This is a genomic window from Extibacter muris, assembly GCF_004345005.1.
In the GTDB taxonomy this organism is placed as follows: Bacteria; Bacillota; Clostridia; order Lachnospirales; family Lachnospiraceae; genus Extibacter; species Extibacter muris.
Window position 1 is genome coordinate 51,339 of record NZ_SMMX01000002.1, and the last position, 15,300, is coordinate 66,638.

Consider the following 15,300-nt stretch of genomic DNA (forward strand, 5'->3'; position numbering starts at 1 on the left):
TTTCCTTCTTTTATTATAATGGACTTGTAAATAAGAACTGACAGAAAGGTAGGTATGGAACATGTCATTATTGGATGTCAAAAATGTCAAGAAAATATACACGCCCAGGTTTGGCGGGAATCAGGTGGTGGCGCTTAAGAATGTGAGCTTCTCTGTCGAGCCGAGAGAATATGTGGCAATCATGGGAGAGTCCGGCTCCGGGAAGACGACACTACTGAATATACTGGCCTCCCTGGATAAGCCTACAAGCGGAAAAGTGTACCTGAAAGGAAATGATATGGCCAAGGTGAAGGAAAAGGAGCTTGCAGCTTTTCGGCGGCAGAATCTTGGGTTCGTGTTTCAGGACTTTAATCTTCTGGATACGTTTTCTCTTAAGGATAATATCTTCCTTCCGCTGGTTCTTTCCGGTAAAAAATATGAGGAGATGGAAAAGAAGCTCGCGCCGATAGCCGAACGCCTTGGGATAAAAAGCCTGCTGGACAAATTTCCATATGAGGTGTCCGGAGGACAGAAGCAGCGTGCGGCCGTGGCAAGAGCCATCATAACAAAGCCGCAGCTTATACTTGCGGATGAGCCGACGGGAGCGCTGGACTCAAGAGCTGCCGATGAGCTGATGAACTTGTTCGGCGTAATCAACAATGACGGACAGACGATACTCATGGTGACGCACAGCGTGAAGGCTGCCAGCAATGCAAAGCGGGTGCTCTTTATTAAGGACGGGGAGGTATTCCACCAGCTGTACAGGGGCAATCTGACGGACGGGCAGATGTACCAGAAGATTGCAGACACGCTGACTGTTCTGACAACAGGAGGTGAAAGGGGTGAATAAGTCCATATATTCCAAACTGGCTGTGACGAATATCAAGAACAACCGTAAGACCTATGCACCTTACATTCTCACGGCGGTCCTGACAGTGATGATGTATTATATCATGGATGCCCTTGCAAGAAATAAAAGCGTAGGGGCTGGCCCACTGAGAGCTTGCCTGAATTATGCGCTTGGCGTCATCATCGTATTTGCGGTCATCTTCCTTTTCTATACGAACAGCTTCCTGATCAAGCGCAGGAAGAAAGAAATAGGCGTGTACAATATCCTCGGAATGGGGAAGAGGCATATCGCAAAGATGCTTGCAGTGGAATCGTTCATTACAGCAGCGGCAAGTATAGTTACAGGCCTCGCATCGAGCATCATTTTCAGCAGGCTGATGTATCTCATGCTGCTGAAACTGCTCCACTACAACGTAAATATGACTTTTGAGATATCGCCGGTATCTGTTCTACGCACAATCGCGTTTTTTGCGGCTATATTTGCGCTCACGCTGCTTTATAACCTGATGCAGATCCATCTGGCGAATCCGGTGGAACTGCTGCGGGGCGGGAACCAGGGAGAGAAAGAGCCCAAGACAAAGATTCTCATGACTATTTTCGGAGTCGCTACGATAGGAGTCGGCTACTATATAGCGATCACTACGGAATCTCCGCTCCAGGCGCTTATGCTGTTTTTCGTGGCGGTCATCTGTGTCATACTCGGCACGTATGCACTGTTCACTGCCGGCAGCATCGCGCTGCTCAAAGCATTGCGTAAGAAAAAGTCGTTCTACTACAAGACGAAGCATTTCACATCTGTATCAGGCATGATATACCGGATGAAACAGAACGCGGTAGGGCTGGCCAATATCTGCATCCTGAGCACGATGGTGCTTGTGATGATCTCTACGACGGTATCCCTGTATGCGGGAATGGACGACATAATGAACACTAGGTTTCCGGAACAGTTCAAAGTGACCAATTATGCTGCGAGCGCAGAAGGGATGGAAAAGATAGACCGTATCATCGAGGAAGAGACAGAAAAGGCAGGTGCCACGATAAAGGACGAAGTCTCATACCGTTCCGGAGAAATGAACGCGGTTCTGACAGGAGATAAGGTAAAGCTGAAAGAAGGCGGAAGTTATGATATGAGCGACATGGTCGAATTAAGCGTAATACCGCTGGAGGATTATAATAAATATGAAAAAGCGGACGTATCTCTAAAAGATGATGAAATTCTCGTATACATGACAGGGCGTACGTACGGTAAAGAAAGCATTCAGATAGGCAGCAGGCAGTTCAAAGTGGCCAAAGAGTTAAAAGACATGGTGCTGGAGAAGAAAAATAAATCTAATGTCATGGAGCATCTCTTCATCGTGGTCCCCAGTCTTAAACATGCGGAGGACATCACGAATGAAGCCTACGGCGACAGCGAGATGGATGAGGCATGGACGCAGAAGATGGGAAATATACGCTACACCGTCCGCATTGATTTCGACGGAAATGGCAAGAAGGAGCTCAGTGCGATGGAGGCCATGGGAGACAGGATCGTATCAGAGGCAGCGCCATCATTCTGCGAAAGCAGGGAAATGAGCATCGAAAGCTTTTACCTGCTGTATGGGGGGCTGCTGTTCATCGGAATATATCTCGGTCTGATGTTCCTTATGGCGACGGTGCTTATCATCTACTATAAGCAGATATCAGAGGGCTTCGACGACAAAGAACGCTACCAGATCATGCAGAAAGTCGGGATGAGCAAAAAAGAAGTGAAGCGGTCCATCAGAAGCCAGGTGCTGACCGTATTCTTTCTTCCGCTGGCTGTTGCGATAATCCATATAGCTGTTGCATTCAAGGTAATCACAAGGATGCTGGAAACGCTGAATTTCGTAAATGTACCACTGTTCCTCACCTGTACGATAATAACTGTCGTGGTATTCGCGATATTTTATGCAATTGTATTCGCAATTACAGCAAGAGAGTATTATAAGATTGTCAGTTAACGGAATTTCCAAAGGGGTCAGACCCCCTCGCATAGCGGGGTCTGACCCCTTTCAAAATTTCACACACTTGAATTTTTGTATACACTATATTACAATGGATCTATCAAGCTGTTACATAGTCAAAGCCCCCGCTGCAAGCAACGGGGCATCAAATTTGAAGCGCAGCGGGCTGCGGGGTATCTGACCCCACTTGGCTCGTTGCCTTCGCGAGAATAAAGGAGGAAGCAGGATGACGAAAGCAGGAGAAAGGGAAGTAGTTACAGTGGAACATGTCAACGGCGGCGCCGGGTTTATCATGAAAGAGGCGCTCATCAGCCAGGAACAGCTCGGGGAGCACTGTAAGATGTTCAGCCGTGTGACTTTAAAGCCGAACTGTGAGCTCGGCTATCATGAGCATCACGGGGAGACAGAGACGTATTACATATTAAGCGGAAGCGGGATGTATGATGACAATGGCAAGGCGGTTCCGGTAGAAGCGGGAGACGTGACATTTTGCAAGGACGGGGACGGACATGGCCTGAAGAATACAGGGACTGAAGACCTTTCCTTCGTGGCATTGATATTGAAACTGTAAGTTACGTAAAGTGGCTGCGTGAGATGAATGATAAAATATGACAAGCTTAACATGTGCAGCATAGAGAACAAATTGGTCATTGTTAAGCGTTTGCAGCGAGGCGTGCACGCCGTTGCTGCAAGAAGAGCCGGAAGCAGGCAGGGATTGTCATCTCATATAACATCTCCGTACCTGATTCCGGCTCTTCTTCATTACGATTGCTTCCAACCAAGGTTATCCACTTGCTTAGCCTTATATTGACAGATTGACACAACCAAAGCACTTCCATCAGCCAATAGTGTTACACAGTCACCCTCGCCCGTGCCAGTAAAGTAGATAGCCGATGAGGAGGTAGGGGACAGATGCGAAGGTGTAAGCGGGAGGGACGGAGAATCCTCACCAGATTCCTTGGTTTGTGGGATGAGAGCCGCTATCGGCGAACATTCCACAAGCTTAGGAATCTGTGTGATAGTCGCAGTTCCCGGACGCATCGCAGCAGATGCCCCCTACCTCCCCATCGGCGTCTACATTACTTACCCCCCCAAATAATCTCGAAGGCAGGCCATCAGCCTGTCGTTGTCTTCCGGATGCATGATGCAGAAACGGATATATTCCCCGTCCAGGCTCCGGAAGGAGGAGCAGTCGCGTATCATGAGGCCCTGACGGATCGCATGCTCGAACACGCCAGAAGAAGTGAGCCCTTCCCGGAGGAGTCTGACAAGGATGAAGTTGGCATACGGGCGGAAGGCCTTCACGTCCTTCCAAGTACTGAGCTCGCCGAACAGACGGGTACGTTCGGAATCTATCAGGTTCCAAGTCTTTCGGATATACGTGTCATCTTCAAGCATGAGCCCGCCGGCAAAGGCGCCGATGCTGCTTAAGCTCCACGGATTCTGATGCCGGTGCAGGACATCGAGGAACGCCCTGCTGCTCGTGATACCGTATCCGAAACGAAGGCCGGGGGCTGCAAAATATTTGGACACCCCGCGGATGACCATAAAGTTGTCGTACTTCGGTACGAGCCCGATAGCGGTGATGGCTCCCGGATCCGGAGCAAACTCGGCATATGTCTCGTCTATCATGACGAATATGCCTTTCTCCCTGCAGAACCGGAGGATCTCTTCAAGCTGCGTCCAGGCAAGCGCCGAGGAGGTAGGGTTGTTCGGATTGCAGATGACAAGCAGTCCGGTATCCGGGGCAAGGGCGGCCAGAAGTTCCGGCACGCCGAGGGCAAAGTCCTTTTCTTCCCGCAGATTGTAATATTCCAACGAACCGCCGACGAGAGAGAGCTCCCTGGCATATTCAGAATAGGTTGGGCCGATGACGAGCGCTTTTTCCGGGCGCAGCCCGCTGATGAGAAGAGAAATCAGCTCGGTAGAACCGTTCCCGACTACGATGTGCTCCGGGTCTGCATGACAATACGCTCCTATCGTTTCCTTGAGCTTGGTGTAGTTACGGTCGGGATACCGGGTGATCACATCCAGGTGGGATGCAAGCTGCGCCTTCACATGTTCAGAGAGGCCGAGCGGATTGACGTTAGCGCCGAAACTCACGATATCCTCCTGCTGGATGTGGTAGTACTGTGAGATCTGTTCGATGTCACTTCCGTGAAATTCTGGTTTTTTATCCATATCTATACTTCCTGTCTACATATTTTCAAGATTTTGTATCTACAGCATTGCCATCTCAGCCAGAACAATGCTATAATTCATTATAGTATGTTTTTAGAAAAATGCAACGAAAGAAGCAGGTGGCAGGCTTGAAAAACAAAATTCAGAAATTTTCTAAGGGCGACTTCCATAATGCACATCCTGATGTTCTCTTTCAGGAAACCAATCTCGTAATGATTATCGGGGAAGGTGAAGTATACAGGGGAAGTTTTTCTGTGAAAAGCCAGACAGAGGGGAATATACGGGGGTTGATATACCCGTCTTCTTTTCGTGTTCATTTTAAAGACCAGGGATTTGACGGGAATCCTGCAAGAGTAGAATTTACTTATGACGGCAGAGGATTACGTCCCGGGCATGTGGAAGAAGGCAAGTTTACGGTTGTCTGCAACGGGGGAGAGTACGAACTATCCTTTACCGCTATTATTGAGAAGCCGTATGTGATGACTTCTTACGGAAAAGTACAGAGCACAGATGATTTCGGAAAACTGGCAATCAAAGATTATTCGGAGGCAGGACGTCTGTTCCGCTCCAGAGAATTCTATGAAATATTAAAATATGAGAACGAGAGGATCTTCTATCTGTATGACAATATGAGGAAATGGTCCCTCGGGGAGCAGGCGATGGAGGAATTCCTCGTCGGCATCAAACAGAAGGAATGCATCTTCCTCACCCTTCCCGGAGAAGGCATGCTGTTCGAGGATATCGAAGAGTCCACAAAAGGCACGCTTACGCTCATGAAGAACACGTGGGGGTTCATGCCGATCAAGGTGGAGGCGGAGGGGAGGTTCATCAAAGTGCTCCGCTCGGAACTCAGTACGGAAGACTTCGTCGGCAATACGTATGAGGTAGAATATCTCGTAAGACCAGAGCATCTGCACGGCGGGAGGAACTTCGGCGCCTTGAAGTTCATCACGCCGTATGAGACGCTCATATACGAGATCGAAGTGCTGCAGAACCAGGATTACGACGAAGACCACCGTATGAAAGAACTGCTGGAGGCCCAGATCTTGAAGGGATATGTCGGTTATGTGGCCGGAAGGGTGGAGCTGAACAACTGGGTGGAAAGCGCGATCGAGAAGATGACGGCACTGCGAAAGATGGATCCGCAGAGCGAGACGCTGCAGCTTCTGCAGGCTCATATATATGTGATCGGCAGCAAGACGGAAGAGGCGAAATGGATACTTGAAAACTATAATTACAACCGGTTCGCCATAGGGAAAGATCCGGTGACGAACTGCTACTATCTCTATCTTACCGCACTCATCAGAGGCAAAGGAAATCATGTAGACAGGGTCCTCGACGAAATAGGAAAGACCTATATGCGGCATCAGGACTCCTGGCCGCTTCTCAGCATGCTGATCAACCTGGATCCCAGGTACCGCAATCCATATAAACGGATTGAAGTGCTGGAACAGCAGTTCGGCTTTGAAATTCACGAAGTGCTCTTTTATCTGGCGGCATACGAGTGCTATAAGGAGAAGCCGACACTGTTGAAAAAGCTTGGCAAATTCGAGATACAGGTGCTCAACTTCGCGTCAAAATACAGATTGATGACGAAAGAGCTGGCCCTGTATGTCGCCAATTTTGCGAGCCAGCAGAAGAATTACAGCGATGCCTTGTTCCGCATTCTGGAACGAATCTACAAGATGTACAGCGAGACCATGATATTAAATACAATCTGCACGCTGCTGATCAAGGGCAACAAGAGCCAGCAGCGTTATTTCGAGTGGTATAAGCGGGCGGTTGACGCAGAGCTCAAGATAGCGCAGCTGTATGAATACTATATGGTGACGATAGAGGAGGAGCGGGTAAGAGGCCCTCTGCCGAAGTCTATCTTCCTGTACTTTATGCATGGCAATACGCTCGATTATAAAAAGGCGGCATTTCTGTATGCTAACCTGATTACTTATGAAGAAGAAGGGAGCGACCTGTATCTGAGCTACAGGGAGCAGATGGTCGCATTTACGTGGGACCAGCTGGAGAGGCGCCACATCACAGAGCCGCTGAAGATCCTGTACAAAAGATTCCTGAGGGAAGATGAGATGACCGCAGAACGGATGGAAGCACTGCATGATATCTGCTTTGCCTATGAAATCACGACAAAGGTGCGCAATATGAACTGCGTGCTGGTCATAGAGAAGGACGGCAATGTCCGGCAGAGGATCCCTTACGATGAGGAGGATGGCGCCGTCATCTTCCTGTATGATAAGGAGTCAAGAGTCGTGTGGGAGTCTCTGGAAGGAAGGCATTATACAGACTCTATCGCGTACGAGACGAAACGGCTGTTCTATGAGCCGCGTTTTCTCGACATGTATAAAAAGTACGCTGCCCATGCGGGCATATGGAAGCATGAGGAGAAGAAGCAGGAGGCGACTTTTGATAATATCAGGCAGATGGGTATGGATGCGTTTGATGAAAAAGACATCTTCCGGCTCTGCAGCAAAAGGATAAGGGAGGATAACTATGAGGAGGATGAATTCTTAAGCCACCTCTGCTTTGAGCTGTTTAAAAAGGAACAATATGACAAAGTTACGCTCATGTATCTTGCCAATTATTACTGCGGGGCTACGTCCGATATGAAAAAGCTCTGGAAGGTGCTGAAAGATTATGGGATTCCGGCCAATAAGGTGGGCGAACGCATCATAACCCAGATGGTCTTTTCTGAGGACCTGTTCAGGGAGGAGGATATATTTGAAGACTATTATCTCTCTGACAGCGTGTATTTCCGGCTAAAGCAGGCATATCTCGCCTACGTCTCCAGAGAATACATTCTGCGGGGACGGGAGACCGGCAGAATCGTGTTCGACATCATCATACATGAGTGTGAGAAGAAAGAGGAGCTGCCGGACATCTGCAAGTTAGCGCTGCTGAAATACTTTTCCGCACAGGATTATACGGCGGGCGAGGAGCCGGTACTACACGGAGTGCTCAGGGAAATGTGCGAGAAGCAGCTAGTGTTCCCCTGCTACCTGAATTATAAGGAATCCTGGCTGAGGGAGAACCAGCTTTATGACAAAGTCATGATCGAGTACCAGGCCAGGCCGGGAAGCCGGGTAGAACTCCACTATAAGATGAAACGGGGGAGAAAAGAAGAGCTTGGCTATCGGATGGAAGTGATGACGCCTGCATATGAAAATATCTATGTCAAGCAGTTTATCCTGTATACGGACGAGAGCATCAGCTATTATTTCAAAGAGACAGCCGGGAGACGGAGCGTCACGACAGAGAAAGAGACGCTGGCCAATGACAGGGAAGCTTCCGGCACAGGAAAGTTCGGCAGGCTGAATGCGATGGCTGCCATGAGTCCTGCGAGCAAGAAGAAGGCGATGCTCCTGTATAAGGAGGAAGAGATTATGGCGGAAGAAATATATAAGATATATTAGGAGAGGAGGAGATGGTAATGAATAAGGGGAGCATGCTCGGCTATGATCTGAACGAGAAGAGCTGTCAGATAAGTTATTATGATGAGACAAAAGACGAACCGGTGACATTGGAAGTCGCGGTGGACAATTACCAGATTCCTCTGATGCTTGGTTATTTCAGGGACCGGTGGGTGTATGGGAAAGAGGCAAAGAGGCTGGCGACCGTCAACGAGGGATGCACGGTCTCAGATCTCTTTAACCGGGCCGTCAGGCAGGAGAAGGTGAGGGTAGGGGCCAAGACGCATGATGCGGTATGGCTGCTTGCTAAGTTCATCAGCCTGTCTCTTGAAGAATTCGATGAGATAACGTATATCACCTTTTCTGTACCGGAGAATAACATCGACATGACGAAGATGCTGAAAGGTATCGGCAGACATCTCGGCATCGAGAAGGATCATATATGCGTCCAGGACTATAAGGAGAGCTTCTGCCAGTATATGTTCTATCAGCCAAAGGAGCTGTGGCAGTACGAATCGGCCTTGTTTTACTGCGACGCGCAGGAAATCAAGGCGTATATGCTGCGCCGGCTGAACACGGTGTCCAGCCGGGGGAACGAGAAGTTCGTCACGGTGGACGAAGTGGCGAGCGCCCGGATGAAAGAGCTGGAAGCCATCTATCCGGTACTGAATGTGGACAAGGCAAAAGACGCGGACGGCAGGTTCAAGACGTTCATACAGAGCGTGTTCGAGAAAAAGGTCGTCTCTTCCGTGTACCTGACAGGGGAAGGGTTCGAGAACAACTGGTATCCGAATTCTCTGAAAGTGCTGTGCAACGGCAGGAGAGCGTTTCTGGGAAACAACCTGTACAGCAAGGGCGCATGCTATACTTCGATTCGCAAATGCCGCGATTATGATGAAGGGCCCGTCTATCTGGACGAGACGAAGATGACCGAGCAGATATGCCTGCGTATGCGGGTGAACGGACAGGAAGGATGGCATCCTATCGTGTCATGGGGGACGCACTGGTATGAAGCGGACGGACAGTGGGAAGTGATACTGGAAGATACGTCGGACGTCGAGGTTCATATCGAGTCGCTTGCCGCAGGCGACCTTAAGGTAGAGACCGTGCAGCTGGAAGGGCTTCCGGACAGGAAAGACTATTCCCTGCGTCTTCTGATAGAGACGATGTTTCTGGATGAGAGGACGTGCAGGCTCAAATTCAAGGATATCGGATTCGGCGAATTCTATCCGCCTACAGGCTTCCAGGTAGAGAAGGAGATACATTTAGGAGGAATCAATGGGCAGTTTAATTCTATGTCATAATAAAAAAGCAAAACGGCCGTATGAGATTACGAGAATCCATGTCCGCATATATACGATAGAAGAGCTGTGCTACTACATCTGCAATAACCTCTACCTGATAGACTATACGATAATGAATACTCAGCTCTGCGACTGGATCGAGCAGGAGCTTGAACTGAAGAAGCTGGCAGAAAGGCTCCGCCAGGAGATCACGCAGAACTGCTCGGTGGAACAGTTCGTGCTGACGATACTGAAGCAATCCACGATATACTCCCAGTCCGACATCAACAAGATACAGAGTATTCTGGAGCACCTGCAGAACCAGAACGAGGTGGAGCGGGAGAAGTACAAGGCGGACAGCCTGCTCAAGAGCGGGGAATATGCCTCTGCAATCCTCGTGTACCAGGCCATCGTAAGCAAGGAGTGGGACGACTCGCTGGACAAGGCCTTTTATGGCCGTGTCTACGGCTGCCTTGGCACGGCATACGGCCGCCTGTTCTTATATGAGGAAGCGGTGAAGATGTACCAGGAGGCATACCGTCTGTGCGAGGAGCCGCAGATGCTGAAGGCCTATATCTACAGCTGCTACAGAGGGATGCCGGATGAACAGTTCGTGAAGATGATGTCAGGCAATCCTGCGTATCTAAGCACGGCTTCTCTGCTGAAAGAGGACGTCAAGAGAATACGCAGGGAGATTAATATGGAGATAAGCATAGAACAGCTGGACCAGTGGAAAAAAGAATACCGCAGGATTGACAAGAATAATGGGATGTGCTAATATAACAGAGCGATTTAGTGTGGTAAAGTAATCAACTGATGAACTGGTAACACAGTACAGCGGATGAAACGCCGCATAATATTGCAGATGAGGAGGAAGCATTTATGAAAAGAAGATTAGCGTTATTATTAGTTCTTGTAATGGTTGCAGGAATGGCGGCAGCAGGATGCGGAAATAAAGAAGAGAAATCGGACGCTAAGGCAGACAGCACTAAAGAAGAGAAGGCAGACAATGGCGACGATACGTTTGTGGTGGGATTTGACGCCGCGTTCCCGCCGTACGGATACAAAGATGACAACGGAGAATATGTGGGCTTTGACCTTGACCTTGCACAGGAAGTGTGTGACAGAAACGGATGGGAGCTGAAAAAGCAGCCGATAGACTGGGATTCAAAGGATATGGAGCTCAGTTCCGGGACAATCGACTGTATCTGGAACGGATTTACGATGAATGGTAGAGAAGACAAGTATACGTGGTCAGAGCCATATGTCGATAACAGCCAGGTGATTGTCGTCCCTGAGGATTCCGACATTAAGGAATTCAAAGACCTGGCAGGCAAGATGGTAGAAGTGCAGGCCGATTCTTCCGCATTACATACGCTTGAGAGCGACGACGTAGAAGAAGGCGGACAGGCGGAGCTGGCAGCTACGTTCGGAGCATTGAACCAGGTGGCGGACTATAACACAGCGTTCATGGATCTGGAGTCAGGAGCATGCGAGGCGATTGCGATGGATGTCGGTGTAGCCAATTATCAGATTGACAGCAGAGGCGGAGGATTCCGGCTGCTGGATGAAAAGCTGTCGACAGAACAGTACGGCATAGGGTTTAAAAAAGGAAATGAAGAGCTTCGTGATACGGTTCAGAAGACGCTGGATGAGATGGCAGAAGACGGGACATTGGACAAGATAGTTGAGAAATGGGCTGATGGCGGCATCAGCGCGGATGCGGTCTGCCTCGGCAAATAAGTCCAGACAGGGATTGATAGCACATGACAGGGGCCCGGCCGGACAGGCCGGGTCCCTTGCAGTCTGAGAGAAGATATGGATTAAGAAATGTGATTCGGAGGAAGATTAGATGAATGTGGCAATGATTGTAAAACAGCTGGCCGGAGGTATGGTCGTATCGATAGAGATATTTGCGGCGACGCTGATTTTTTCTCTGCCGCTCGGATTAATCGTGGCATTTGGAAGGATGTCCAGGATCAAGCCCGTGCAGTGGGTTACAAAGCTGTACATTTCAGTGATGCGGGGGACGCCGCTCATGCTTCAGCTGATGGTCGTCTATTACGGTCCCTATTATCTGTTCGGGCTTCGCATATCGGCCACATACCGGCTGACGGCAGTTCTGATCGGGTTTGCGATAAACTACGCCGCATATTTTGCGGAGATATACAGAGGAGGCATCGAGTCCATATCGGCAGGGCAGTATGAGGCCGCGCGCGTACTTGGCTATACGAGGCCCCAGACCTTTTTCCGTATCATATTGCCTCAGGTGATGAAGCGGATACTCCCGTCAGTTACGAATGAGGTGATAACGCTCGTAAAGGATACGTCCCTGGCTTTTGTCGTGGCGGTTCCTGAGATGTTCACGACCGCCAAACAGATCGCGGCGGCCCAGACCTCCATGACAGCCTTCGTGGCGGCCGGCATCTTCTATTATGTGTTCAACCTGATCGTGGCAGTGGTGATGGAAGCGATTGAAAATAAGATGAGTTATTACCGGTAGGAGGATATGGCATGAGTCTGTTGGAGATGAAAAATATTAAGAAAAGCTTTGGAGATACGGAAGTGCTGAAAGACATATCGCTCACCGTAGATACAGGAGAGGTGCTCGGCATCATCGGCCCTTCCGGTTCCGGGAAATCCACGCTCCTTCGGTGCGCCACGAACCTGGAGACGCCTGATTCGGGAGAGATACGCTATGCAGGCACGTTCGGCCTCGTATTCCAGAACTTCAACCTGTTTCCGCATTATACTGTCCTGAAAAATATCATAGACGCACCGCTGAAGGTGCAGAAAAGAAAAAAAGAAGAAGTCGTCACAGAAGCGAGGAAGCTGCTTGGGAAGATGGGGCTGGAGGGCAGAGAGGATGCCTATCCTTACCAGCTTTCCGGCGGACAGCAGCAGAGGGTGTCCATTGCAAGGGCGCTGGCCATGAACCCGGATATCCTGTTTTTTGATGAGCCTACTTCTGCACTGGACCCGGAACTGACAGGAGAGATCCTCAAGGTCATCAAGGATCTTGCGGCCGAGCATATGACGATGGTAATCGTTACCCATGAGATGAACTTCGCGAAAAACGTATCAGACCATATCATATTCATGGACGACGGGTACATCGCGGAGCAGGGGACCCCTGAGGAGGTATTTGGATCATCTAACGAGAGAATGCAGGAGTTCCTCGGGAAATTTGGCTAAAACTTATAAGTGCCGATGAACCTATAAGATACGCTTATGAATACACGTGCAATAAATAATGAATAAGAATTTGTACAAGGCAGACGGGATTATTGCTTTTCCTTCTGCCTTGTATTATACTTATACGTGCATAAGGCGTCTTGGCGCGGGTTCCCATATCAGCCTCCGCTAATCAGGCCTTGGACTCAGATGATAAAACAAGAAAAGGATGGGTGTTAGTATGCAGAAATTAGAACAGTTATATGAAGGAAAAGCCAAAAAAGTCTTTAAGACAGAAGATCCAGATATTGTAATTGTAGACTATAAAGATGATGCGACGGCATTTAATGGAGAAAAAAAGGGAACAATCGTAGGTAAGGGCGTCATCAACAACCGGATGACGAACTACGTCTTCCAGGTTCTTGAAAAAGAAGGAGTACCGACCCACTTTGTAGAAGAGCTGAGCGACAGGGAGACGGCGGTCAAGAAGGTGGAGATCGTACCGCTTGAAGTAATCGTCCGTAATGTAGCTGCCGGGAGCTTCTCCAAGAGACTTGGAATCGAAGAGGGGACGAGCCTGCTGGCGCCCACGCTCGAATTCAGCTATAAGGACGACGACCTGGGAGACCCGCTGATCAATGACTACATGGCAATCGCGATCGGCGCGTCTACGAGGGAAGAGATCGAGAAGATTACAGAGTATACGTTCAAAGTCAATGAAGTGCTCAAAAAGTTCTTTGCAGATGCAGGTATCGAGCTGATCGACTTTAAGATTGAATTCGGAAGATTCCACGGGGATGTTATCCTGGCAGACGAGATATCTCCGGATACGTGCCGCCTCTGGGATATAAAGACACATGAGAAGCTGGACAAGGACCGTTTCCGCCGGGATATGGGCAATGTGGAAGACGCATATCAGGAAGTGTTCAGAAGAATCGGCATAAAATAGTAAGGAGCTTAAACATTCATGAACCAGTTTGAAAAGGTCACAACAGGTATAGGAGAAGAATGTGGTGTATTTGGAGCCTATGATATGGATGGGGGCAATGTAGCCCCCACCGTATATTATGGGCTTTTTGCATTACAGCACCGCGGGCAGGAAAGCTGTGGCATAGCAGTGACGGACACATATGGGGAAAGAAAAGTACGCTCGAAGAAAGGGCTCGGGCTTGTCAATGACGTCTTTGACGAGGAGTCCCTCAGGGAACTGAAAGGAAATCTCGGGGTAGGGCATGTGCGCTACTCTACAGCAGGGGGCTCCAGGGCGGAGAATGCCATGCCCCTTGTCATCAACTATGTAAAAGGAACGCTCGTCATCGCCCACAACGGCAATCTGACGAATGCGGTGGAGCTTCGGAGGGAGCTGGAATACACCGGTGCTATCTTCCAGACGACCATCGATTCTGAGGTGATTGCGTACCATATCGCACGGGAACGTCTGAATACGGGGAAGGCCGAGGATGCGGTAAAGAATGCGATGAAGAAGATCAGGGGTGCATATGCGCTCGTCGTCAGTTCGCCAAGGAAGATGATCGGAGCCAGAGACCCCTTCGGTCTGAAGCCGCTCTGCATCGGAAAGCGCGGGAATACGTATATCCTGGCATCGGAAAGCTGCGCCCTTTCGGCCGTCGGTGCAGACTTTGTGCGGGATGTCGAGCCGGGTGAGATCGTTTCATTTACAAAGAGCGGCATCGAGTCTGACAGGAGCATGGCAATCGATGCAGGGAAACAGGCCCGATGTATCTTTGAATATATCTACTTTGCCAGGACAGACAGTACGCTTGACGGTGTGAACGTGTATCATTCCAGGATTATCGCGGGAAGAGCGCTTGCAAAGTCTTATCCCGTAGACGCGGACCTCGTTGTCGGGGTGCCGGACTCCGGGCTCGTAGCCGCAAAAGGCTATTCGGAAGAGTCGGGAATCCCGTACGGCATGGCCTTCCATAAGAACAGCTATGTAGGACGTACGTTCATCAAGCCGAGCCAGAGCGAGCGGGAGTCAAGCGTGAAGATCAAGCTCAATGTCATCGAGGAAGTAGTACGGGGCAAACGGATCGTGATGGTTGACGATTCCATCGTGCGGGGGACGACGTGCGCCAATATCATCAAGATGCTGAAAAAGGCAGGCGCTTTAGAAGTCCATGTCAGAATAAGCTCCCCGCCCTTCCTGTATCCATGTTATTTCGGCACGGATGTACCTTCCAATGAACAGCTGATCGCCCACACGCATACGCCGGATGAGATACAGAAGATGATCGGGGCGGATTCGCTCGGCTATATGGAGATAGACAAGCTGAAAGATATGGTAGGGGACCTCGGATACTGCGATGCATGCTTTACCGGCAACTACCCGATGGAAGTGCCGGGGAAAGACGTCTCACAGGCTTTTGAATAGCCTGGAAGCATATGTGGTGGATTTATGAAATTGGATGA

The 15,300-nt window shown here is 49.6% G+C and carries 13 protein-coding genes; 11 read left to right on the plus strand and 2 right to left on the minus strand.

Annotation, left to right across the window (positions count from 1 at the left end):
- Positions 1-61 precede the first annotated feature (61 nt).
- The 3 genes from E1963_RS02095 to E1963_RS02105 all read left to right on the plus strand — a co-directional run bounded on the left by E1963_RS02095 (position 62) and on the right by E1963_RS02105 (position 3,381).
- Complete coding sequence (locus E1963_RS02095; RefSeq protein ID WP_132274677.1) at positions 62-829, plus strand: ABC transporter ATP-binding protein; 768 nt, start codon at positions 62-64, stop codon at positions 827-829.
- The gene (locus E1963_RS02100) at positions 822-2,807 is read left to right on the plus strand and encodes an ABC transporter permease (protein WP_132274680.1); all 1,986 of its coding nucleotides are present in this window, start codon (positions 822-824) and stop codon (positions 2,805-2,807) included. The genes E1963_RS02095 and E1963_RS02100 overlap by 8 nt, the downstream gene beginning before the upstream one ends.
- Before the next feature lie 229 nt (positions 2,808-3,036).
- On the plus strand, positions 3,037-3,381 hold the full coding sequence (locus tag E1963_RS02105) for a cupin domain-containing protein (RefSeq protein ID WP_132274683.1): 345 nt from the start codon (positions 3,037-3,039) through the stop codon (positions 3,379-3,381).
- Between the two features lie 191 nt (positions 3,382-3,572).
- Here E1963_RS02105 and E1963_RS02110 read toward each other — a convergent pair whose 3' ends face one another.
- Together E1963_RS02110 and E1963_RS02115 are read right to left on the minus strand one after the other, a co-directional pair.
- Positions 3,573-3,851, minus strand: coding sequence for a hypothetical protein (locus E1963_RS02110; protein ID WP_132274686.1), 279 nt, complete (start codon positions 3,849-3,851; stop codon positions 3,573-3,575).
- Between the two features lie 42 nt (positions 3,852-3,893).
- Positions 3,894-4,991 carry a pyridoxal phosphate-dependent aminotransferase gene (locus tag E1963_RS02115; RefSeq protein WP_132274689.1) on the minus strand — a complete coding sequence of 366 codons (1,098 nt, stop codon included), beginning with the start codon at positions 4,989-4,991 and terminating at the stop codon, positions 3,894-3,896.
- A 101-nt stretch (positions 4,992-5,092) separates the two neighbouring features.
- Here E1963_RS02115 and E1963_RS02120 point away from each other — a divergent pair, with 101 nt between their 5' ends.
- The 8 genes from E1963_RS02120 (at position 5,093) to purF (ending at position 15,262) form a co-directional block, all read left to right on the plus strand.
- Complete coding sequence (locus E1963_RS02120; RefSeq protein ID WP_201271979.1) at positions 5,093-8,413, plus strand: DUF5717 family protein; 3,321 nt, start codon at positions 5,093-5,095, stop codon at positions 8,411-8,413.
- Positions 8,414-8,430: 17 nt separating this feature from the next.
- On the plus strand, positions 8,431-9,714 hold the full coding sequence (locus tag E1963_RS02125) for a DUF5716 family protein (RefSeq protein WP_167482089.1): 1,284 nt from the start codon (positions 8,431-8,433) through the stop codon (positions 9,712-9,714).
- Positions 9,689-10,471: a tetratricopeptide repeat protein gene (locus E1963_RS02130; protein WP_132274697.1), complete on the plus strand. Its 783-nt coding sequence runs from the start codon at positions 9,689-9,691 to the stop codon at positions 10,469-10,471. Before E1963_RS02125 ends, E1963_RS02130 begins: the two co-directional genes overlap by 26 nt.
- A 104-nt stretch (positions 10,472-10,575) precedes the next feature.
- Positions 10,576-11,436, plus strand: a complete 861-nt coding sequence (locus E1963_RS02135; protein WP_132274700.1) for an amino acid ABC transporter substrate-binding protein — start codon at positions 10,576-10,578, stop codon at positions 11,434-11,436.
- Positions 11,437-11,545: 109 nt separating this feature from the next.
- Positions 11,546-12,196: an amino acid ABC transporter permease gene (locus E1963_RS02140; RefSeq protein WP_066575090.1), complete on the plus strand. Its 651-nt coding sequence runs from the start codon at positions 11,546-11,548 to the stop codon at positions 12,194-12,196.
- An 11-nt stretch (positions 12,197-12,207) separates the two neighbouring features.
- A complete protein-coding gene (locus tag E1963_RS02145) occupies positions 12,208-12,888 on the plus strand; it encodes an amino acid ABC transporter ATP-binding protein (RefSeq protein ID WP_132274703.1) in 681 nt (226 codons plus the stop codon).
- Between the two features lie 220 nt (positions 12,889-13,108).
- A complete protein-coding gene (gene purC / locus E1963_RS02150) occupies positions 13,109-13,816 on the plus strand; it encodes a phosphoribosylaminoimidazolesuccinocarboxamide synthase (protein WP_066575094.1) in 708 nt (235 codons plus the stop codon).
- An 18-nt stretch (positions 13,817-13,834) separates the two neighbouring features.
- Complete coding sequence (purF, locus tag E1963_RS02155; protein WP_132274706.1) at positions 13,835-15,262, plus strand: amidophosphoribosyltransferase; 1,428 nt, start codon at positions 13,835-13,837, stop codon at positions 15,260-15,262.
- The last annotated feature ends 38 nt before the right edge of the window (positions 15,263-15,300 follow it).